Source organism: Sphingobium aromaticiconvertens (assembly GCF_037154075.1).
In the GTDB taxonomy this organism is placed as follows: domain Bacteria; phylum Pseudomonadota; class Alphaproteobacteria; order Sphingomonadales; family Sphingomonadaceae; genus Sphingobium; species Sphingobium aromaticiconvertens.
Genome location: NZ_JBANRJ010000001.1, coordinates 1,643,194 through 1,663,223, shown reverse-complemented (window position 1 = coordinate 1,663,223; position 20,030 = coordinate 1,643,194). Strand labels below are relative to the sequence as shown.

Genomic DNA, 20,030 nt, shown 5'->3' with positions numbered 1-20,030 from the left:
CTTGCCGATGCTGTCCCGTGCCACCCTGCGCCGCTTTGCCCTGATGCTTTCGACGCTCTTTGCCGTCGGTACGCTCACTGCCTGCGGCATCAACAGCGTTCCCACTGCGGAGGAAGAGGCGAAGGCCAAATGGGCCGACGTCCAGGCGCAATATCAGCGCCGCTCGAACCTGATCGGCAATCTGGTCGCGACCGTGAAGGGCGCAGCGAAGCAGGAACAGGACACTCTGGTCCGCGTGACCGAGGCCCGCGCAAAGGCCACATCGGTACAGGTCAGCGCCGATGATCTCTCCGACCCGGCGAAGGTCGCGCAGTTCCAGCAGGCTCAGGCCGCCTTGTCGCAGGGGCTGGGCCGCCTGCTCGCGTCGGTCGAGGCCTATCCCGAACTCAAGTCCAACCAGAATTTCCTGGAGCTGCAATCGCAACTGGAAGGAACCGAGAACCGCATCGCCGTATCGATTCGCGACTATAATGAAGCGGTACGCGCCTATAACACGCGTATCCGCACCTTCCCCGACGCGATCGGCGCGAAGATCATCCACGGCGCCAAGGCCATGACCCCTTATCAGGCGACCACGCCCGGCGCCGAGGAAGCGCCCAAGGTCGATTTCGGTACTTAATGTGCTGAAACGCCTTCTGCTTGCCCTGATGCTGCTGGCGCTTGCGCCAGCGGCACAGGCACAGACTTTCCCCGAGCTCACCAGCCAGGTGGTCGACGGCGCCAACCTGCTCGACCCTGCCCAGGAAACGGCGCTGACCAACAGGCTCGCTGCATTGGAAAAGCAGAGCGGGCGGCAGTTGGTGGTCGCGACGATCCCCGATCTTCAGGGCTATGATATTGCCGACTATGGCTATCGGCTTGGCCGCGCCTGGGGGATTGGCGACAAGGAGAAGAATGACGGTGCGCTGCTGATCGTCGCGCCCAATGACCGCAAGCTGCGGATCGAGGTTGGGTATGGGATGGAGGGTATCCTGACCGATGCCCTCTCCTCCCGCATCATACGCACCGCCATCACGCCGCGTTTCAAGGCGGGCGACTATCCCGGCGGGATCGCGGCGGGCGTGAACGAGATCGGCACGCTGATGACCCTCCCGCCAGAGGAAGCCAAGGCGCTGGCGGCGGCGGCAGAGAAAGACGTGCGCAAACAGTCCAGCGGCGGCAGTGGTTTCATGCTGGTTTTCTGGATGATCGTCATCGCATTCATCATCCTGTCCATGTTGCGGGGTGGCGGCAAGGGACGCCGTTATCGCGGCGTTGGTGGCCCGCCGGTGATCCTTTGGGGACCGGGCGATTTCGGTTCCGGCGGCGGATCGGGCTGGGGGAGCGGTGGAGGCGGCGGCTGGAGCGGCGGTGGCGGCTTTTCAGGCGGGGGCGGCAGCTTCGGCGGCGGCGGCGCGTCGGGGGACTGGTGATGGTGCAGCGTCTTTATTTCACGCAGGCCGATCATGACCGAATCACGGCGGCGGTCGGGGCCGCCGAACGGGAGAGCGACGGCGAGATCGTGACCATCGTCGCGCAGAATAGCGACGCCTATCATGATGTTGGCCTGCAATGGGCGATCGGCGTGGTCTTTCTGGCATTGTCGATCGTGGCGGCCTTTCCGCACATCGCCCGCACCCTGATCGCGCGGCTGATCGGTGAATGGGATCATGTGATCGAGGATTGGATATTCCTGACCTTGTTGCTGGGCCTGTTGATCCTCAAATTCCTTATCGTTCGCTATGCGCTCGCGTGGATTCCGCTCCGCATGGCGCTGACGCCCCGTGCGACCAAGGCCCGTCGGGTACGACGCAGGGCCGTCGCCCTGTTCCGCGCGGTTGCGCAGGGCCGGACGCGAGCGAAAACCGGAGTGATGCTCTATTTGTCACTCGACGAGCATCGCGCGGAGATCGTCGCCGATGCGTCTATCAACGACCGGGTGGCACCCGCAGTCTGGGGCGAGGCGATGGCCGCGCTGATCGCGGGGGTAAAGGCGGATCAAGCCGCGCAGGGCATGGTCGATGCAGTCACGCAGGTCGGCGCGATCCTCACCGCGCATTTCCCGCGCAGCGAGGACGATGTCAACGAACTGCCCGACCGGCTGATCGAATTATGAGGCTGGCGGCAGGTTGCAAGCCCGCAATGACTGATTGAGGTAGCGGCGGAAGGCGCGGTCGCGAACCGGCAGGCGCGCCCGCAGCCACGCGGTCGCGACCACAGGCCGCCAGGCGGTGAGTTCAGCCTCGGTCATGCCAGTGCGCGCGAGATAACGACCAACATAGAAACGCGCGGCCCAGTCACGCCAAAGGTTCGTCAGCATATCGCTAGGCCCTATGCCGAAGCGTATCAGCATTTCAGTCCGCACGACATCGGCGGCGGGCATACCCCGCGCTCCCTTTGCCCAATCGATCACGCGCATACCATCCGCCGTGAGCATGATGTTGCCGATATGATAGTCGCCATGGAGCAGCCATTCACCGTCGGGCAGCGTGTCGAGATGGGCGATAACCGCCTGCTTCGCCTCCTCGCTGGCTGGCCCGTAATGAATATCGGTGTCCAGCACCTGCCTGACCGACCGAAAATCTCCCGCCGCATTCTGATCATGGATACCGCCATGCAATGCAGCCATGTCCTGCAGAAGCGCCTGCCCCTTCGCCCATTGCGTCCGCAGCGCAGAGAGCAGCGTTCTGCCATCCAGCAGCGGATAGACGATCCCTCGCTCCCCATCGGTGATACGGCGATCCAGCGGCCGGGGAACGGGCAGTCCCTGCGCATGGGCGAACGCCGTCACCTCCACTTCGCGCTCGATCATCTCATCGGACACGCTCTCCCGAAACAGCTTCAGGATGCGCCCATCGCCAAGGTCGAAGATGCGCGAACTGGCGCCGCTGGCGATCAAGCGCCTATTTTCCTGTTTTTTTTCGGACACGCCGGACCTTTCCCCCAGCAGAGGATCGATTACAAGTGGCCCGGCATCCATCCATGACCATCCCGGCAGGTTAAAAGACTTATGACGCACGAAGAAGAAGGCGCGCTTCCCGAAGAGACAATGTGGGAAGGACGATTCATCACCGCCAAGCGACGCGGGCGGTGGGAATATGTCGGGCGGGCGCGGGGCATCCATGCTGCCGTGATCCTGGCGGTGGATGACGGCCATGTGCTTCTGGTCGACCAGTATCGCGTGCCGCTGGGTAAACGCTGCATCGAACTGCCCGCAGGGCTGGTGGGCGACGACGAGGAAGGCGAGGATGCTGCCGTCGCCGCCGCACGCGAGTTGGAAGAGGAAACCGGCTATCGCCCAGGGCGGATCGAGAATAAGGGCAATTTCTTCAGCTCGCCGGGCATGGTGTCGGAAAGCTTCACGCTCTTTTCCGCCCATGATCTGGAAAAGGTCGGGAATGGCGGCGGCGTCGACAGCGAGGATATCATCGTCCACCGTGTCTCCATCGCCAGCCTGTCGGCACAGGTCGCGACATGGCGCGAGCAAGGCTATGCGATCGACGTGAAACTGCTGCTGTTGCTGGGCGCGCAGATGCTGGGCTGAGAAGCTAGCCCGGCACGCGATACCAGTCCGCCACCCGGTCGAGCGCCAGGCACAGTACCAGCTTGCCCGCGCGGGTCGGCCAGCCCAGCGCCTTTTCGGCCGCGACCAGCCCTTCCCCCGCGCAAGCGACCCGCCACAAGATATCGGCAAGCCCCGGCCCGGCCGCCCGGAGCGCGCCGTCAAACCGCTCGCGCGCCGACAGTTGTGCGATCGTCGGGTCCGGGGCGGACCGGTTACCACGGGCACCGCTACCCGGCGGACTCGCTTCCCAGCGCATGGTCACGCGCGCGCCCAGCCCTGCCTTCTCCCAATCCCGGCGAAGCAAATCGCCCGCGACATAGCGCCGCTGGCTGAGCTTGCCGCGCGCATGAAGCCAGGCGAGCGGCGATTCGCCCAGATTGACCAGGACCGAACGGCTCTCTCCGCACGGATCCTCGATGTGCTGCTCTACATAATGCGCGTTGCTAGTCATGGTCGGTTTCCTCGTAGTGATGGCAACATACTTGCCATCATGGCGAAACTGTAGGACAGGTAAGAAACCAGATAGGTTATACAGGACAGGTCATGATAACCCGTATTCGCGATGTGCGCCGGGCAAAGGGCCTGACGCTGGAACAGGTGGGCGCGCTCTGCATGCCGCCGACCACGGCCCAGACCATCGGTCGGCTGGAAACCGGGACGCGCACCGTATCAGTCAATTGGCTCAACCGCATCGCTGCGGCGCTTGGTGTATCCAGCGCCGACCTCATCGACTTGCCGGGGCAGGAAATACTGCCGGTTGCCGCCCTGATCGGCCCGGACGGCGCCCGCGCGCCAACCCGTCCGCTGACCCTGACGCCGCCGATGACCGCGGCAGGGATGGTCGGCCTGATGGTAACAGGCAGCATCGGCGACTATCGCAGCGGTGATGCAATATGGTGTCGCCGGATCGCGCCGAAGGATTTTGGCACCGCGCTCAACCGTGATCTGCTGTTGCCCTGCCCCGCCGGACGCTTCCTGTTCGGGCGACTGACCGGTCGGGAAGAGGGAGGACTGTTGATGCTGCCGTTGGGCACGAGCGCCCGCCAGCAGGTGATCACCGATCCGCCATGGGCCGCTGTGGCGGTACAACTCATCCGCACGTTGTAACATCAGCTATAACGCTGCGTTAAGGATAGCGTTATAGACAGGCCTGATGGCGCTTAAAGTTCTCATGATTTCCACGCTGTTCCCGGACATGAGTCGTCCGAACTTCGGCGTATTCGTCGAACGACAGGCTCGCGAACTGGCCAGTCGGCCAGAGGCGCATGTCACGGTGGTTGCGCCCGTCGGCATCCCGCCCTGGCCATTGTCCAACACCCCCCCCTATGACGCACTCGCCGCTTTGCCCCATCATGAACGCTGGAAGGACCTGATCGTCCACCGCCCGCGCTTCACCGTCATTCCCAAGGTCGGCGGACGGCTGAATGTCGGAGCGATGACCCGCGCGATCCTGCCGCTGGTGCGCCGTCTGCACGGCGAACGCGCCTTCGATGTGATCGATGCCAGTTTCTTCTATCCCGACGGTCCGGTTGCACAGCGCATCTCCAAAGCCATCGGTGTTCCCTATTCCATCAAGGCGCGCGGTGCAGACATCCATTATTGGGGCAAGCGCGCCGACACCCGCGCCTCCGTACTGAAAGCAGGCGAAGGCGCGGCAGGGCTGCTGGCCGTGTCTGCTGCGATGCGCCGGTCGATGATCGGCATGGGCATGGATGAGGACAAGATCGACGTCCATTATACCGGGGTCGACCTTGACCGCTTCGTCATCGCCGATCGCGCGGAAGCGAAAGCGGCGCTGGGCTTTGCCGGGCCGGTCATCCTGTCGACCGGCGCCCTGATCCCACGCAAAGGGCAGGATTTGCTGATCCGGGCGCTACCCGCCCTGCCCGACGTGACTTTATTGCTGGCCGGACAAGGACCAGAATATGACGCGCTGGCGGCGCTGGCGACCGAACTAGGCGTGCAAAAGCGTGTCGGTTTTCTGGGCGCGGTACCTCATGACAAGATGCCCCGACTTTACGCGACCGCCGATATCATGGCGCTGGTGTCCGAATCCGAGGGGCTTGCCAATGCCTGGGTCGAGGCGCTGGCCTGCGGCACACCCATCATCATCAGCGATGTGGGCGGCGCCCGCGAACTGCTGGACCGACCGGAAGCTGGCGCGATCGTCGCGCGCGAGCCTGATGCCGTTGCCGACGCAGTGCGCACGATTTTGGCCGTTCCTCCCGCGCGCGATGCAGTGCGGGAAACCGTCAATCGCTTTACCTGGACCGCCAATGGCGACATACTGCTGGCGCATCTGATCAAGGTCGCTGGCAAGTCCGACTGAGCGTTTCACAAGAAGAGAGTCTCTCGTTCACGGCTCAATAATCCACTGTCAAACACCGACCGGAGGACTATATACGAGCGCATATTATTGCCCAGCCACAGCACGATCGCGATACATCACCCATGTTCCGCATTTCGATTCTTCGCATATTTGTTCTCATATGCCTGCTCAGCGCCCAAGTGACGCTTGCATGGGCTGCCCCTTCCAGGACCGCCCCCCTTGTCCTCGCCGCCGCCAGCATGCAGGAATCCCTCAATGCCGCAGCCGACTCCTGGGTCATAGCTGGCCATCCCCGGCCAATATTGTCCTTTGCCGCCTCCTCCGCATTGGCACGGCAGATTGCAGCCGGTGGCCCAGCCGATCTGTTCATCTCCGCCGACGAAGAATGGATGGATGCTGTGCAGCGGCGCGGGTTGCTCGCACCGCGTAGCCGGGCCGACCTCGTCGCCAACGCGCTGGTGCTGATCGCGCCCAAGGGTTCCGCCATGCGGATCCGCATCGGCAAGAACATGCCGCTGGCGCGCAGCCTCGGCTCTTCCCGTCTGGCAATGGCTGATCCCGACAGCGTGCCCGCAGGCAAATATGGCAAGGCCGCGCTCACCATGCTGGGCGTCTGGCCCTCGGTCGCCAATAAGGTTGCACGCGCGGAAAATGTGCGCGCGGCGCTCGCGCTGGTCGAACGCGGCGAAGCGCCGCTGGGCATCGTCTATGCGACTGACGCACGGGCATCGAGCAAGGTGATGGTCGTCGGGACATTCCCGGCGGCAAGCCATCCGCCGATCCGTTATCCGATCGCCCGGCTCGCGCGCAGCACCAACCCGGAGGCCGAAGAGTTCCGCCGCTTCCTGCTCTCTGCAAGCGGCAAGGCCATCTTTGCCCGTTTCGGCTTCGTTGCCCGTTGAGTATGTTCGCGCTGACGCCCGATGACTGGGAAATTTTGTCCCTGTCGCTGAAGGTCAGCCTGGTGGCGGTAGGGGCAATGCTGCCGATCGCCTTCGCTATTGCCTATGCGCTGGCGCGCGGGCGTTTTCCCGGCAAATTGCTGATAGACGCGCTCGTCCATTTACCGCTGGTGGTGCCGCCGGTCGTGACCGGATGGCTGCTGCTGCTGGCCTTTGGCACACAGGGGCCGATCGGGCGTTGGCTGAATGAGTGGTTCGGCATCACGGTCATGTTCCGCTGGACCGGCGCGGCGATTGCGGCCGCAATCATGGCGATGCCGCTGATGATCCGGGCGATGCGCCTGTCGATCGAGGCGGTGGACAGGCGATTGGAATCGGCCGCCATAACATTGGGCGCGGGACGCTGGCGAACCTTTACCACCATTACCTTCCCCTTGTCGCTGCCCGGGGTGCTGGCGGGCGTTGTGCTGGGCTTTGCCCGGTCGATCGGTGAGTTCGGGGCGACCATTACCTTCGTCTCCAACATACCGGGAGAGACGCGGACGCTGCCGATCGCCATCTATGCCGCCTTGCAGGTGCCCGGCAGCGAAGAGGCCGTGACGCGGCTGTCGACCCTGTCGATCCTACTGTCGCTGGGCGCACTGGTGGCATCCGAATTACTCGCACGGCGATCCGGCTCGAAGAGGCCCGTCCATGTCATTTGAGGTCGATGTGACCCGCAAGTTGGGTGAAAAGCGTATCGCCCTGGCGTTTGAGGCGGGACCGGGGATTACAGCGCTATGCGGGCCTTCGGGTGCGGGCAAGACCAGCATTCTCAACATGATCGCGGGACTGCTGAAACCCGACAGGGGCTATATCGCGGTCGAAGGGGCGCTATTGTTCGACAGCACCGCAGAACTGGACGTGCCGGCCCACCATCGCGGGGTCGGTTATGTGTTTCAGGATGTCCGCCTGTTTCCGCATATGCGGGTACGGGCGAATCTGCGCTATGGGGGAGCGACCGACGCGAAAATCGCGGAGATGGCCGCGTTCCTGGGGATCGACCATCTGCTGGACCGCTGGCCGCAGACGCTGTCGGGGGGCGAAGCGCAGCGGGTGGCGATCGGGCGGGCGTTGTTGCGCGAACCAAAACTGCTGCTGATGGACGAACCACTGTCGGCGCTCGACCGGACACGGCGGGACGAGATATTAGGGCTGATGGAACGGATGCGGGACAGCCTGTCGCTACCCATCCTGTACGTCACCCATGATCGGGCGGAGGCGGAGCGACTGGCGGCTCGGATCGTGGAAATGCCGGAAAGTTGAGAGCGGCGGGTTCAGCGCGTCGCTTCATCCATCAAGGTAAGGATCGAGGCGCAGTGACGGCGGGCGACGGCAAGACGGTCTTCGCCATAGCCACCGCCCAATGTGCTGGCGAGGGGAATGCCTCTTCCCCGCGCCTGTCGCATCACTATGCGGTCGCGGGCCTCAAGCCCCTCGTCGGAGAGCGCCAGACGGCCAAGGCGATCGTCATGGTGGGGATCAACACCCGCCTGATAGAGGATGAGGTCGGGCGCAAAGCCATCCAGCACCCTCGGCAAAGCCTCAGCCAGCGCGGCGAGATAAGCGTCGTCCCCCGTCCCATCTGGCAGGGCAACGTCCATCGACGAGACGGCCTTTCGCACCGGGAAGTTACGTTCGGCGTGGATCGAAAGGGTGAACACATCCTCTCGCCCAGCCATCAATTGCGCGGTGCCGTCGCCCTGATGCACATCGAGGTCGAGGATCAGGATGCGGCTCACATCCCCCTCCCCCAGCAATCGCAGGGCGGCAATGGCGAGATCGTTGAAGATGCAATAGCCCGCTCCCGTGTCGTATAGCGCATGATGGCTGCCACCCGCGCTGTTCGCGGCATAACCGTCCATAAGCGCGCGCCTGGCCGCGCCCCATGTACCGCCGGGCGAGAGCAGTGACCGGCGCATGACCCGATCCGTCACGGCAAAACCAATCCGCCTCTCCTTGTCGCGTGGGACGGCAAGGGACAGCACTTCTTCCACATAAGCCGGATCATGAGCAGCCTCCAGCCATCGCCGCGGCATCGGCTCAGGCGCTTCAAGGGCGAAGGATGCGCCGCTTTCCCTTAGTGCCTGCATGACCAGCCCATATTTGTCGAAGGCATGAGGACTGCCCGGCGGCGGCGGCGCGACATAGCCGGGATGATGGAATATGGTAAACATCGGGGAAGTGACACTATCCGCATTTGAACCTGCGCCATATTGCGCTATCTGGTCGTCCATGTCCTATATCAATGCGACCCGTACCCGCAGCTTCGTGCTCGCGCTGGCTTTTGCGCCCGCACTTCCCCTTCACGCCCAGATCACGCCGCCGCCCGTGCGGCCAACGCTGGCGCCACCGGTCATTGCGCCGACCGTGCCTGCGGCACCCTCCAGCACATCGCCTGCACCGCCAGCCATCGTGACGCTGCCGCCAGTACCGATCCCACAGCTATCGCCTGCTCAGGCCGCCTGGCTGACCGACTGGCTGAAGCAGGGCAGCGCGCAGGGGCTGACCGCCCGCAATGCAGGCACGGCCACCCTGTCGGGCGATGCGCTGGTGAATGCGGTGCTTGATCGCGCCCGCGCCTTGTATCGCGGGCGCGTCGATACCGTCGACTTCATCAACGTCTGGGGTGTGCGCCCACCAACCTATGACCCCACCCGTCCGCTGGCTGCCGCAATCACCGCCGACCGCTTGCCGCAATGGGCGAACGAGCTGACCCCGCCCTATTCGGGCTATGACGGGCTTCGCAAGGGCCTCTCCATCTATGAAAAAATCCGCGACAATGGCGGCTGGTCCACGCTCACCGCGCAGTCTGCCGCACCCGTCGTCCGCAAACGCCTCACCATCGAAGACAAGAGCGTCACCGACGCAGAACCTCTCACCGCCGCAATCCAGCGGGCGCAGCGCCGCTATGGCCTGAACCCCACCGGCCTGCTGGACACGCGGACTCTGACCGCGCTCAACGTGCCGGTCGAGGATCGGATCGCCGCAATCATGGCGAATATGGAGCGTTGGCGCTGGATGCCGCGCGACCTGCCCGTCAATCGCGTTCAGGTGAACATCGCCGCCGCCGTTCTGACGGTGTTCGAGGGTGACGCCCCCGTCTCCTCCATGCGCGCCGTCACCGGCAGCCCCAGCAACGCGACGCCGATGCTGGTGTCCAGCATCCATTCGATCGTCGTCAATCCGCCATGGAACGTCCCCGCCTCCATCGCCAATCGCGAACTATTCCCCAAGGGGCGCGGCACGCTGATCCGTCAGGGCTACAAGATCGTGAAGACGCCTCAGGGTGGCGAGCGGATCATTCAGCCTGCCGGACCAAACAGCGCATTGGGCCGGTTGAAGTTCGACTTCGCCAATAATTTCGCGGTTTACCTGCACGACACGCCGCTGCGAGGGAAATTCTCCAGCTATGACCGACTGTCCAGCCATGGCTGTGTGCGGCTGGAAAAGCCGGTGCCGCTAGCCGAGTTGATGGTGAAGGGCGATCCGTCGCTGGAGGGCAACATCCAGACGCTGATCGACCAGGGCAAGACCCAGCGCGTGTCGCTGCCGAAAGAAGTGGCGGTCTACCTGCTTTACTGGACAGCGTTCGCCAACAATAATGGCGCAATGAGTTTCCGCGCCGACCCCTATGGCTGGGATAAGCTGCTGGCCGAAAAGATCGAGGCGTCGAGCCGCAAGGCCGCCGCCGAAACACTGGCATCCAAGGATTAAGGACTCTCATGCGTAAATTGATGTTCGCGGCGCTTGCCGGCGCCCTTGCTTTGTCCGCTTGCGGCAAGAAGGAGGAGCAACAGCCCGAGGTCGAAGCGACCAACAATCTGGTCGCCCCACCTGACGACACCGTGATCGACGCCAATATGGTGGAGCCAGAGGCGCCGACCAATGCAACGAACGTTGCCACCCCAGCCCCGCCACCCACGATCAGCGAAGACCAGCAAATGCTGGACGACGCGGCCGCAAGCGGCATGACCGCACGCCTGCGCCAGGGCGGCGATGGAGAGCCTGTCGCCGATCAGGGCGAGGCGGAGCAGGACCGGAACGCGAATACGCCGGACCTCTGACCCCCCGCGACACGCCGTCCCGGTTTTGCGGTGCGCCGGGAGGGACTTGGAACACTGCTATGCCTTTGCTATATAGGGCCAATGGATCGCCGCAATTTCACGAAGTTGGCGCTGACGGGCTTGGGCATGGCGCTTCTGCCCGACACGCTGGGGCGGGCCGCTGTGCCAGCCACATCCCCGCTGCCCGCCTCCCTCGCCACGACATCGCTGGCGAAAATGCCCTGTGCGTCGCTACTGGAGCGAGCCAAAGGTGCGCTCGACCGGCATCGCGCCGCCTTCGATCTGCATGACCGCGTGGCGCTCGCGGATTTCAGCGTGGCGTCGAAGGAGTTGCGCTTTCACATCGTCGACCTGATCGGCGGGCAAAGCAGTAGCTATCTCGTCTCGCACGGGCGCGGATCAGACCCTGAACATTCAGGTTGGCTGAAACGCTTTTCCAACATTCCAGATTCACTGGCCAGTTCGAGCGGAGCGTTCAAGACCGGCGACATGTATTTCGGTCAACATGGCCGCGCGATGCGGCTGGCGGGACTGGACCCGGAGAACAACAATGCCGAATCGCGCGCGATCGTGATCCATGGCGCCGATTATGTGAGCGAAAATCACATTGCCACCTGGGGTAAAATTGGCCGCAGCGAAGGCTGCTTCGCAGTGGCGCCGCATATGCTGCCACAGCTCCTTGGCCTGCTGGGCGAGGGTCGACTGCTTTACGCCGACAAAGTTTAAGTCCCCGGCCTCCTCCCCCGCCAAAGCGGGAGAGGGGCGGGAAATGCGGATGCGTGATTAGCCCGCAGCAGGCGCGCCAGTGAGCGCTTGTGCCGAAGGCTTGTTGACCGCATCGGCAGTGCCATCCGCCAGCATCGCCTTGCTCATCGACACAGCTTCTTCCTTGACCTTCGGGTCGGCGCTGGTCTGGCTCTGGCCAATGAGCGCACCGAGCAACAGGTTCTTGGTCGCCGCGTCGGCAGGCTTTTCAGCCGCAGACTTGCGCGCCAGCGTCACCGCTTCGGCGTAGAAGGCGTCTGCGCCCGGCTTGTCCTGGCCAGCCAGTTTCTGGTTGCCCAACTGTGTGAGAAGGCCCGCGAAAATATCCCGGCTGGCAGCGTCGGTGGGCTTGGCGGCCACGACCTTGCGCCAGTGGGGAACGGATTCGTTGAACAGGGCGATAACCAGATCGGTCTTGCCCAGCCCACTCTGGGCCGCAGCGTCGGCATAGAGGACGTTGGCGAGGAAGGTTACATTGTCGATCTTGTCGGGCTGGACTTCCACCGCCTTGCGGATGGCGGGCAGCGCAGCTTCATATTTGGTGACGGCGGTGGCGTTGTCGCCCGCCTGCTGCGCGGTCTGGCCAGCCGTAAAATCAGTGACGGCCGTGTTGAAGGCGGCGATTTGTTCCGGGGTCATCTCTGCGCCAGCCGGTGCGGCGGCGGCAGGGGCTGCCGGGGTTGCCGCTGCGGGGGCCTGCGCCTGCGCCAATACTGGCATAGCAGCGGTCAGGGCCATCGGGGCGGCAAGGGTCTTAAGGGCAGCAAGGGCGATATTCTTCAAGGCTCAGGTTTCCTCTGGACGTTTCCACTAATCACGTTGGCAGGGCAGACGCTGCCCTTTCCAACATGCCTAATGAACGAACAGGGGCAGGAGTTCCCAGCCCGTCAGGCGCGAGTCATCGCACAAAAGGCCCGGGCCATGGAAAAATCGAGCGCACGGCGGGCTGAACGGGCGGCCGCTTCCGCATCTTCGCCCCATTGTTCGACCTGCCAGGCCTCATCAATCTCCGCCGCTTGCCAAATGACATCTAGGTCATGATCACCGTCAACCAGCGCGAGGCCGCAGACAAGCGAGCCGCTGAGCGCCACCAGTGTAGCGAGACCCGCGAGGGTGAAGGGATCGAAGGCTGCAACGACGGCAGAGAGGCGCGTCAGCGTTTCAGGCGGCTGCGCGACATGGATGATGCCCTGTGTCACCCGAAAGGCGATGTCGTACCGTGTCCTCGCCCAGTCGAGCAGCGGTTCCCATGCTTCGGCCTGCCGGGCCACCAGTGTTGCGGGGGCTTCAGCACGATAACAAAGGTGGTCGCTTTGCCCATAGGCGGCGATCCCGGCAGCAAAGCTGGCATGATTGGGTGCCACCTGATCAATCGCGGCATTGGCAAGGCCGGTAAAATTCATGGTCTGTGGCAAAACCTGCTCGCCCTGCGCGTCCCACTCGTCGGCGACTGCCTGCGCCAGCGCGGCGGTAGGGAGTAGCAGCAGCGCGCGGGCGGGGGTGCGGACGGGACGACCGTCCAACGCGATATGCCAGCCCTCAGCGCCTGCGACCGCCGTAACGCCCTTGTAAAAGCGCTTCATTGTGGGGGACGCTTGAACAGGGCCAGCATCAGGCGCGGTACGACCATGAACTGGAACAGGCCGACGACCACGAAGATCGCGCCCATTGCCTTGGCCTTGTTCCCCTGAACCCAGGAAAAACGCTGCATCAGGACCAGGAAGCCGAACATCACGATGAACGCCCCTGACAGGCGGAAGAGGCCAATGGCGAAGTGACGCTGGCGCGCAACTTTCTCAGGATCGGGTTGGTAGTCGGTCATGGGGCGCCGATATGCCGGTGCAACTCGGCGCTGTCCATCGCGACGGCGTGAGCACCCGCGTCCAGCAAATCCTGCGGGCGGTGATAGCCCCAGCCGACACCGATCGCGCGCGTGCCTGCCGCCAGCCCCATATCTATGTCGAAATGGGTATCCCCAATCATCACCGTGGTTTGCGACGACGCCCCCGCATCCGCCATCGCCTGAAGCAGCATCGAGGGGTGCGGCTTGGACGGATGACGGTCGGCGGTCTGGAGCGTCACGAAGCGATCAGCAATGCCGTGATGGGCAAGGCACAGGGCAAGGCCGCGATCCGACTTGCCGGTGGCCACGCCCAGCAGCCATCCCGCCGCATTCAGCGTTTCGATCAGGTCCGCGATACCCGGATAGAGTGGCTCGGACACTTGCCCCCGGCCGCGCATGGCATGGAAGGCCTGTTTGTAACGCTCGGTCAGATGGCCGTGCAGATCAGCCTCCGCCTCAGGCAGCAGCCGCGCCATGGCATGGGGGAGCGAAAGACCCACAATCGCAAGGATCGCCATGCGGTCAGGCGGGATCAGCTTCGCGTCATCGAACGCCTGCGCCATCGCGGCACAGATGCTGTGCTGGCTGTCGACCAGCGTGCCGTCGCAATCGAATACGACAAGAGGGTTACTCATCTTATACCCGCCCGCATCAGCGCGGCGATAGCATGATCGCCCGCCGCTTCCAGTCCATCCGCCGCGGCATTGCGCGCTGCTTCTGGCTTGTTCTGACCCAGTTTGTATGTGCCGCGCCAGTCACTCACCTGCATGCTATATCCTGTAATCGCACCCAGCATCCGCTCGAACAGGCCGGGCGTCATCTTGTCGCGCGTCCAGACGGGCTTGGGCATGAGGCGGCTTTCGCTGTCCTGCGACAGCGCGTCAATCAATGCGGGGAGATCGACCGCATCCATCGCGCTCACCACGCCTTCCAGTTCGACCGCCACATAGTTCCAGGTCGGCACCTGATCGTCCATCCCGTACCAGTCCGGGCTGACATAGCCATGCGGACCATCGGCCAGGAACAGTGCCCGCGCGCCGTCCAGATGCCGCGCCAGCCGATTGCCGCGCGACAGGTGAAAGCCGATGCGATCATCGTCCAGCCAGACCACCGGCACATGAGCGACGCAGGGACCGTCCGGCGTTTCCGCAAACAGCGCGCCGAAACGATGCGCCCCGACAAAGGCGCGCATCGCGTCATGATCCTCCCAGCGGAACTGGCGATCGGGATGCAACGCCCCGCCCCTGCTTAACGTTCGCCGCGACCGCGCCGCTCGCCGCGCCGTTCCTTGCGGACCGCCTTGGCATGCTGCTTGGCGAACTTCTTCTCGTCCTCCCGCGTGGGGGTGCGGTCGATTTCATCATCCAGCAGCATGTCGCCAAGCGCGAGATCGAAGCCCAGATCTTCGAGGCTGGAGGCGAAATGATGCGGCAGGTCGGCCATCACATCCACCCGGCCGCCATCGGGATGATCGATGCGGATGCGCCGGGCGTGGAGATGCATCTTGCGGCTGATCGTGCCGGTCAGGAAGGATTCCTTGCCGCCATATTTGCCATCGCCCACGATCGGATGGCCGATCGCGGCCATGTGAACGCGCAACTGATGGGTACGGCCGGTAAAGGGCTGTAACTCCACCCATGTCGCACGGTTGCCCGCGCGTTCAATGACGCGGTAGCGGGTGCGGGCGGGCAGCCCTTCCTTCTCGTCCACATGCATTTTTTCGCCGCCGGTGCCCGGCTGCTTGGCGAGCGGCAGTTCGATCATGCCGTCGTTGATGCTGGGAACGCCCATCACCAGCGCCCAATAGACTTTGCGTGCGGTACGGCTGGAGAAAGCCTTGGCGAAATAGCCCGCCGAACGCGCGGTACGCCCCAGCAACAGCGCGCCGGACGTATCCTTGTCCAGCCGATGCACCAGCTTGGGCCGTTGATCCATATCGAACAACAGGCCATCGAGCAGCCGGTCGACATGCTCGTCGGTCTTGGTCCCGCCCTGGGTCGCCAAACCCGGCGGCTTGTTGATGACGATCGCCTGCGCGTCGCGATGGATCACCATCTCCTGCACATAGGCGATCTCTTCCGGTGTCAGGTCGATAACGCGGGCGCGCTTGACCTTCTCCGGCACGGGCGCCTTCGCCTCAGCCGGGGGCACGCGGATCATCTGCCCTTCGGTCACGCGGTCGCCCGGTGCGGCGCGCGCACCATCGACGCGCAACTGGCCGGTGCGCGACCAGCGCGAGACGATGTTGAAGCCGACATCGGGCAAATGCCGCTGAAACCAGCGGTCGAGGCGGATGCCGTCATCGTCAGCGGCAACGCGAAACTGGCGCACGTCGAGCGTGACGCCCTGCTCCGCCTTGGGCTTGGCCGCGACAGCGGGCGTGGCGGATTTCGCGGCTGCGGGCTTGGCGACCGGCTTGCGGGCCTGCGCAGCCTTCACCCCGCCGCGGGCGCGACCTTCGGACTTGCCGAAGCTCCAACTTGAACCCTTCGGGCCAAAGCTCTTTCCCGCGCCTCTGCTTTCAGGACGTTTGCCCTCGGACCGCTTGCCGTCAGCGCTTTTGCTGTCTGCGCGCTTGCTATCGGGGCGCTTGCCATCACCGCGTTTACCGGGGGCTTTTGCACCATCGGCTTTGCCGGGCTTGCCGTCACGTGGTCCTGCTGGTCCCTTGCCCTTCATGCGACGCTCCTGACGGCGAAAAGCCCCAGCGCCAGCGCGGCGATCGCGCCTACGACAGAGAATAGGACATAAAAGAGCGCCGTGCCGATCTGGCCGCGCTCCAGCATCAGCATGGTTTCAAGGCTGAAGGCGGAGAAAGTCGTGAAGCCGCCCAATACACCAACGCCCAGCAGCAGGCGCCACGCCTCTCCATTGGCGGATGTCGCGCGCGCAAGCCATCCGGCGAGCAGGCCCATGGCGAAGCCACCGAGCAGGTTGGCGGCCAGTGTGCCCCACGGGAGCGTGAAGCCCCACAGATTGCCCGCCAGTCGGCCGAGCTGATAGCGGAGCGCCGCGCCAACCGCGCCGCCCGCCATCACGAGAAAAATATTGGTCATGTCGATCGCCCTAGAGCGAATCGCGCCCAAGGGAAAGCAGGGGTTTTCCGGGGATGGGCAGCGCCTGGCCCAGCCTGCGCTGGCCGATAGCGAAAATCAGCGGCCGCCGTCAGCCAATATGTCGACGGAGGTTTTGCCGCCCGGCGCGTCACGGACCATCACCAGATAGGCCGCCTTGTCGTTGGCGCGGGTACCGCCCAGCACATGGTCGCCTTCCATCAGTTGATGTTCGCCATCATAACCGGCGCGGCGGGCCTGGGTGTAATAATAGTCGAGCACGCCCTGTTTGGGCACCGCTGTCACGAAACTGGCGGCGCGCAGGGTACAGCCGTTGGCCTCCGCTCCTGCGGCCTCCATCAGCTGGGCGCCGGGATAGACGCCGAAGGGTTCGGGCATTCGGGTCGCCCACTGCGTTCCATAGGCAAGCTTCGCCTTGCAATCGACGCCGGTGCGATAGCCCTGTTCGCGGGCGAGCGCACCCAGCGTGGTCCTGTCCATCGGCTTGCCCACGATCGGCGCAGGGGTGGAGAGCAGCTTGCCCCCCGCCAGCCGCTGCGCCTCTGTCGCCGCCTTCTTCGCGTCCCCCGTCAACACGGGAAGCGCGCCATTGGCGGGCTTGTCGGCCGGGCGGACGGCGTTGCGGTTGGACTGGCTGGTGAGGTTGGGATCGACCACGATCTGGTCGCCAAGCGCGCCCTTCAGCGCCGGATCGACCGCTTCATTGGTTAATTGCGCGTCGAGTGCGGCAAGGTTTGCGTCCTTGTCGCCTTTTCCGCATGAGGCAAGCATGGCCGCGCCCGCCAATGCAATCAGCAGAAAACCGTCCGAACGCCCCATCACCACACTCCCTTGCATCCCCCACAACTGACCTGCGCAGGTTAATTTTCCGTTAGGAACTACAGTAAACGGTAAATATTTTGTTAATAGGCCGGTTCGTAGCGACTGGCCCTTGTCGCCACGGAACGGAAAGGCCATCTCGACCCTATGCTGAACATCTTTTCCGCCCTTATCGGCCTCATCACCCTGATCCTGATGATCCCCGCCGTGTTCCCGCTGCTGGGCGCGCTGAACTGGATATTGGTGCCCATGGCGCTGGTGGGCGCGCTGGTGGGCATGGCGTCGTCCAGCAATGGCGGGCGTAATTTCTGCCTGATCGTCGCTGCTTTCGGCGCATTCCGCCTGTTCCTGGGCGGAGGCCTTATCTGAGCGACGCGGGGGCCACGGGCGATCGGCAGGGACGTGGCCATCAGCAGGGTCTGGGCCATCAGCAAGGTCTGGGCCATCAGCAGGGTCTGGGCGCGGCGATCGCGGCCTATGGCCTGTGGGGCCTGTTGCCGATCTTCTTCAAGCTGCTCCATCACGTCGGCCCGGTCGAGATCGTAGCACAGCGCGTCCTCTGGTCGCTGATTCTTATCACCCTGCTAATCGCGGCCCGCACAGGGCTGGGTGCCTTGACCACCGTGCTGCGAGACCGCCGCGTCATGCTCGCGCTGGCGGTGTCGGCCGCGATGATCGCGACCAACTGGTTAACCTACATCTGGGCCGTCAATTCCGGCCATGTGATTGCGGCGAGCCTTGGTTATTTCCTCAACCCGCTGGTCAATGTTGCGCTGGGCGTGCTCGTTCTGAAGGAACGGCTGCGGCGTGGGCAACTGATTGCGCTGGGGGGCGCTGCGCTGGGCGTTGCGATCCTTGCCACCGCCGCACTCCAGACCCTCTGGATCAGCGTGACGCTGGCGGTGAGCTTCGCCTTTTACGGGCTGGTGCGAAAAGTGACGCCGGTGGCCCCCATGGCCGGGCTGGGCGCAGAGACGCTCCTGCTGACGCCACTGGCGCTTGGCTGGCTGGCCTGGATAGCCATGCAGGGCACGCTGGCCTTTGGGCAGGATGCGTCGACTACCGCGCTGCTGATTGCCTCGGGCGCGGTGACGACGGTGCCGCTGGTGCTGTTTGCAGTCGCCGCCCAAAGGCTGCCGATGGCGACGCTGGGTGTGCTGCAATATCTGGCGCCAACAATGCAGTTTCTGTGCGGCATCCTGTTGTTCGACGAGACACTGAACAGAGGGCAACTCGTGAGCTTTGGGTTGATCTGGCTGGGGCTGATCCTGTTCGCAGCGGACAGTTACAGGGCAGCGCGGCAGAAGCAGGTCGCCATGCCTACAAAGATTGCCGTAAAACCCTAGGACAGTGTGGCGATCAGAACGTGGCTGTCGGCAGTTGCGGTTACCATGGCGCCATCCTCTACCAGCCAGCACTGGCTACCCTGCCATGCTTCTCCGTCAATCTCACCCTGCCCCGTGACAGGGATGAACCAGGTCGATCCGGCAGCCAGCGTGATGACCTGACCGCTGCGCCAGCTATCCATGCGAAGCGCGAACGGCTGACTCGCCCCATCCACCAGCATTTGCTTGCTGCCGAGCGGGACATGCGTATCGGGCAGCCGATAGGGCACGGCCTTGCTGACCGCGACGCCATCATCAAGATGCAGTTCGCGCGGGCGGCCATAGTCGTACAATCGGTAAGTCACGTCGTTGTTCTGCTGCACCTCGATCACGGTGACGCCGCCACCGATGGCGTGGACCGTTCCCGCCTCGATATAGAAAAAGTCGCCGGCCCGGACCGGCTTCCAGTCCATCAGATCCTCGATCTCGCCGTTGAGCGATGCTGCTCGCAATTCCGCAGCGTCCAGCGCACGCACCGTACCAATACCGAGCCGCGCGTCGCCATCGGCGTCGAGTACATACCAGCATTCCGATTTACCACCGATCAGCCTGCGATCATGCGCTTGCACGTCGTTCGGATGGACCTGGATCGAAAGCTTTTCGCTGGTGAAGATATATTTGACGAGCAGCAAGGGATGGCGCCCCTCCGGTCCATCGAACCAGACTTCGCCAATCTTCCGGCCATCCGCTTCGCCGAATATGGCCGGAAGGTCCGTGCGGCCCCATGGCTTTTCTACATATTTGGTGCTCAATCGGATCGCGCCCATGGCGATTATTTCCCTTTGAGAGCGTCGGTGATACGTCGCACCTTTTGCGAATCGCCACGACGCAGGATCATGATATCACCGTTGGTCGCGACCACGATCAGATCATCGACATCCACCAGCGCGACCCGCGGGCCGTCACTGTGAACAAGGCAGCCAGTGGTACCCATCGCAAAAATCTCACCGCGCAGGACATTCCCCGCCTCATCCTTTTCGCTGATGTCATGGAGCGAATCCCAAACGCCGACATCAGACCAGCCCATCGGCACGGGCACGCAGGCCACTTTTTTGCCTTTTCCATCACCGCATAGTCGATCGAGTCCGACGGACTTTCGGCAAAACGGGTGGGATCGGGGCGGATGATATTATCCTGCCGCCGCTCTTCTGTCAGTGAGAGAAGCTGCTTGGGTTTTTCCTCGCGGGAAAGCGGCCAGAGGCGCGTTCCTGATCCACCGGACAGGATGACGGGCGTAATTTTCGATTTGGGATCGCGCATTAC

The 20,030-nt window shown here is 63.7% G+C and carries 27 protein-coding genes and 1 pseudogene; 14 read left to right on the top strand and 14 right to left on the bottom strand.

Annotated features, from left to right (window positions below):
• Positions 1 to 43: 43 nt before the first annotated feature.
• Genes WFR25_RS07865 through WFR25_RS07855 form a run of 3 tightly spaced genes read left to right on the top strand, consistent with a single transcriptional unit; the run spans position 44 to position 2,095 of the window.
• The gene (locus WFR25_RS07865; protein ID WP_336974772.1) at positions 44 to 619 is read left to right on the top strand and encodes a LemA family protein; all 576 of its coding nucleotides are present in this window, start codon (positions 44 to 46) and stop codon (positions 617 to 619) included.
• Position 620: 1 nt separating this feature from the next.
• Positions 621 to 1,412: a TPM domain-containing protein gene (locus tag WFR25_RS07860; RefSeq protein WP_336969953.1), complete on the top strand. Its 792-nt coding sequence runs from the start codon at positions 621 to 623 to the stop codon at positions 1,410 to 1,412.
• The gene (locus WFR25_RS07855) at positions 1,412 to 2,095 is read left to right on the top strand and encodes a TPM domain-containing protein (RefSeq protein ID WP_336969952.1); all 684 of its coding nucleotides are present in this window, start codon (positions 1,412 to 1,414) and stop codon (positions 2,093 to 2,095) included. Before WFR25_RS07860 ends, WFR25_RS07855 begins: the two co-directional genes overlap by 1 nt.
• Here the strand turns inward: WFR25_RS07855 and WFR25_RS07850 are convergent.
• On the bottom strand, positions 2,090 to 2,878 hold the full coding sequence (locus tag WFR25_RS07850) for an aminoglycoside phosphotransferase family protein (protein ID WP_336969950.1): 789 nt from the start codon (positions 2,876 to 2,878) through the stop codon (positions 2,090 to 2,092). The two genes, WFR25_RS07855 and WFR25_RS07850, sit on opposite strands and share 6 nt — an antisense overlap.
• Before the next feature lie 111 nt (positions 2,879 to 2,989).
• On the opposite strand from WFR25_RS07850, the gene WFR25_RS07845 reads away from it, so the two are divergent.
• Positions 2,990 to 3,523 carry an NUDIX hydrolase gene (locus tag WFR25_RS07845; protein WP_336969948.1) on the top strand — a complete coding sequence of 178 codons (534 nt, stop codon included), beginning with the start codon at positions 2,990 to 2,992 and terminating at the stop codon, positions 3,521 to 3,523.
• 4 nt (positions 3,524 to 3,527) lie between these two features.
• On the opposite strand, the gene WFR25_RS07840 is transcribed toward WFR25_RS07845, so the two are convergent.
• On the bottom strand, positions 3,528 to 3,995 hold the full coding sequence (locus WFR25_RS07840) for a DUF6456 domain-containing protein (protein WP_336969947.1): 468 nt from the start codon (positions 3,993 to 3,995) through the stop codon (positions 3,528 to 3,530).
• A gap of 92 nt (positions 3,996 to 4,087) precedes the next feature.
• Here WFR25_RS07840 and WFR25_RS07835 point away from each other — a divergent pair, with 92 nt between their 5' ends.
• From WFR25_RS07835 to WFR25_RS07815, 5 genes are all read left to right on the top strand, one after another.
• Positions 4,088 to 4,651, top strand: coding sequence for a helix-turn-helix domain-containing protein (locus WFR25_RS07835; protein ID WP_336969946.1), 564 nt, complete (start codon positions 4,088 to 4,090; stop codon positions 4,649 to 4,651).
• Positions 4,652 to 4,697: 46 nt separating this feature from the next.
• A complete protein-coding gene (locus WFR25_RS07830; RefSeq protein WP_336969944.1) occupies positions 4,698 to 5,873 on the top strand; it encodes a glycosyltransferase in 1,176 nt (391 codons plus the stop codon).
• Between the two features lie 122 nt (positions 5,874 to 5,995).
• Complete coding sequence (modA, locus tag WFR25_RS07825; protein ID WP_336969942.1) at positions 5,996 to 6,775, top strand: molybdate ABC transporter substrate-binding protein; 780 nt, start codon at positions 5,996 to 5,998, stop codon at positions 6,773 to 6,775.
• 2 nt (positions 6,776 to 6,777) lie between these two features.
• Positions 6,778 to 7,479, top strand: coding sequence for a molybdate ABC transporter permease subunit (modB, locus tag WFR25_RS07820; protein WP_336974769.1), 702 nt, complete (start codon positions 6,778 to 6,780; stop codon positions 7,477 to 7,479).
• A complete protein-coding gene (locus WFR25_RS07815; protein WP_336969940.1) occupies positions 7,469 to 8,080 on the top strand; it encodes an ATP-binding cassette domain-containing protein in 612 nt (203 codons plus the stop codon). The genes modB and WFR25_RS07815 overlap by 11 nt, the downstream gene beginning before the upstream one ends.
• Before the next feature lie 11 nt (positions 8,081 to 8,091).
• Here WFR25_RS07815 and WFR25_RS07810 read toward each other — a convergent pair whose 3' ends face one another.
• Positions 8,092 to 8,991 (bottom strand): histone deacetylase family protein, encoded by a 900-nt coding sequence (locus WFR25_RS07810; protein WP_336974766.1) that lies wholly within the window; start codon positions 8,989 to 8,991, stop codon positions 8,092 to 8,094.
• A 58-nt stretch (positions 8,992 to 9,049) separates the two neighbouring features.
• Between WFR25_RS07810 and WFR25_RS07805 the strand changes: the two genes are divergently transcribed.
• From WFR25_RS07805 to WFR25_RS07795, 3 genes are all read left to right on the top strand, one after another.
• Complete coding sequence (locus WFR25_RS07805) at positions 9,050 to 10,531, top strand: L,D-transpeptidase family protein (RefSeq protein WP_336969938.1); 1,482 nt, start codon at positions 9,050 to 9,052, stop codon at positions 10,529 to 10,531.
• 8 nt (positions 10,532 to 10,539) lie between these two features.
• On the top strand, positions 10,540 to 10,881 hold the full coding sequence (locus WFR25_RS07800) for a hypothetical protein (protein WP_336969937.1): 342 nt from the start codon (positions 10,540 to 10,542) through the stop codon (positions 10,879 to 10,881).
• A gap of 81 nt (positions 10,882 to 10,962) precedes the next feature.
• A complete protein-coding gene (locus tag WFR25_RS07795) occupies positions 10,963 to 11,607 on the top strand; it encodes a murein L,D-transpeptidase catalytic domain family protein (RefSeq protein WP_336969936.1) in 645 nt (214 codons plus the stop codon).
• A gap of 57 nt (positions 11,608 to 11,664) precedes the next feature.
• Here WFR25_RS07795 and WFR25_RS07790 read toward each other — a convergent pair whose 3' ends face one another.
• The 8 genes from WFR25_RS07790 to WFR25_RS07755 all read right to left on the bottom strand — a co-directional run bounded on the left by WFR25_RS07790 (position 11,665) and on the right by WFR25_RS07755 (position 17,382).
• The gene (locus tag WFR25_RS07790; protein WP_336974765.1) at positions 11,665 to 12,384 is read right to left on the bottom strand and encodes a hypothetical protein; all 720 of its coding nucleotides are present in this window, start codon (positions 12,382 to 12,384) and stop codon (positions 11,665 to 11,667) included.
• A gap of 149 nt (positions 12,385 to 12,533) precedes the next feature.
• Complete coding sequence (locus WFR25_RS07785) at positions 12,534 to 13,229, bottom strand: ATP12 family chaperone protein (RefSeq protein WP_336969935.1); 696 nt, start codon at positions 13,227 to 13,229, stop codon at positions 12,534 to 12,536.
• The gene (locus WFR25_RS07780; RefSeq protein ID WP_336969933.1) at positions 13,226 to 13,468 is read right to left on the bottom strand and encodes a hypothetical protein; all 243 of its coding nucleotides are present in this window, start codon (positions 13,466 to 13,468) and stop codon (positions 13,226 to 13,228) included. Before WFR25_RS07780 ends, WFR25_RS07785 begins: the two co-directional genes overlap by 4 nt.
• Entirely contained in the window at positions 13,465 to 14,124 is a 660-nt protein-coding gene (locus WFR25_RS07775; RefSeq protein WP_336969931.1) for an HAD-IA family hydrolase, read from the bottom strand. Before WFR25_RS07775 ends, WFR25_RS07780 begins: the two co-directional genes overlap by 4 nt.
• On the bottom strand, positions 14,121 to 14,723 hold the full coding sequence (locus tag WFR25_RS07770; RefSeq protein WP_336969929.1) for an FMN-binding negative transcriptional regulator: 603 nt from the start codon (positions 14,721 to 14,723) through the stop codon (positions 14,121 to 14,123). Before WFR25_RS07770 ends, WFR25_RS07775 begins: the two co-directional genes overlap by 4 nt.
• 14 nt (positions 14,724 to 14,737) lie before the next feature.
• A complete protein-coding gene (locus WFR25_RS07765) occupies positions 14,738 to 16,168 on the bottom strand; it encodes an RluA family pseudouridine synthase (protein ID WP_336969928.1) in 1,431 nt (476 codons plus the stop codon).
• A complete protein-coding gene (gene crcB / locus WFR25_RS07760; RefSeq protein ID WP_336969926.1) occupies positions 16,165 to 16,545 on the bottom strand; it encodes a fluoride efflux transporter CrcB in 381 nt (126 codons plus the stop codon). Before crcB ends, WFR25_RS07765 begins: the two co-directional genes overlap by 4 nt.
• A gap of 96 nt (positions 16,546 to 16,641) precedes the next feature.
• On the bottom strand, positions 16,642 to 17,382 hold the full coding sequence (locus WFR25_RS07755) for a hypothetical protein (RefSeq protein WP_336974762.1): 741 nt from the start codon (positions 17,380 to 17,382) through the stop codon (positions 16,642 to 16,644).
• 147 nt (positions 17,383 to 17,529) lie between these two features.
• On the opposite strand from WFR25_RS07755, the gene WFR25_RS07750 reads away from it, so the two are divergent.
• Together WFR25_RS07750 and rarD are read left to right on the top strand one after the other, a co-directional pair.
• Positions 17,530 to 17,751 (top strand): hypothetical protein, encoded by a 222-nt coding sequence (locus WFR25_RS07750; RefSeq protein WP_336969925.1) that lies wholly within the window; start codon positions 17,530 to 17,532, stop codon positions 17,749 to 17,751.
• A gap of 86 nt (positions 17,752 to 17,837) precedes the next feature.
• The gene (rarD, locus tag WFR25_RS07745) at positions 17,838 to 18,728 is read left to right on the top strand and encodes an EamA family transporter RarD (RefSeq protein ID WP_473829115.1); all 891 of its coding nucleotides are present in this window, start codon (positions 17,838 to 17,840) and stop codon (positions 18,726 to 18,728) included.
• On the opposite strand, the gene WFR25_RS07740 is transcribed toward rarD, so the two are convergent.
• The 3 genes and pseudogenes from WFR25_RS07740 to WFR25_RS26595 all read right to left on the bottom strand — a co-directional run.
• Positions 18,725 to 19,534: a class I mannose-6-phosphate isomerase gene (locus WFR25_RS07740; protein ID WP_336969924.1), complete on the bottom strand. Its 810-nt coding sequence runs from the start codon at positions 19,532 to 19,534 to the stop codon at positions 18,725 to 18,727. The genes rarD and WFR25_RS07740 overlap by 4 nt on opposite strands.
• A gap of 5 nt (positions 19,535 to 19,539) precedes the next feature.
• Positions 19,540 to 19,815 carry a hypothetical protein gene (locus WFR25_RS07735; protein ID WP_336969922.1) on the bottom strand — a complete coding sequence of 92 codons (276 nt, stop codon included), beginning with the start codon at positions 19,813 to 19,815 and terminating at the stop codon, positions 19,540 to 19,542.
• A gap of 137 nt (positions 19,816 to 19,952) precedes the next feature.
• A pseudogene (locus tag WFR25_RS26595) lies at positions 19,953 to 20,027 on the bottom strand (sugar phosphate nucleotidyltransferase); the annotation flags it as partial.
• Positions 20,028 to 20,030: the final 3 nt, after the last annotated feature.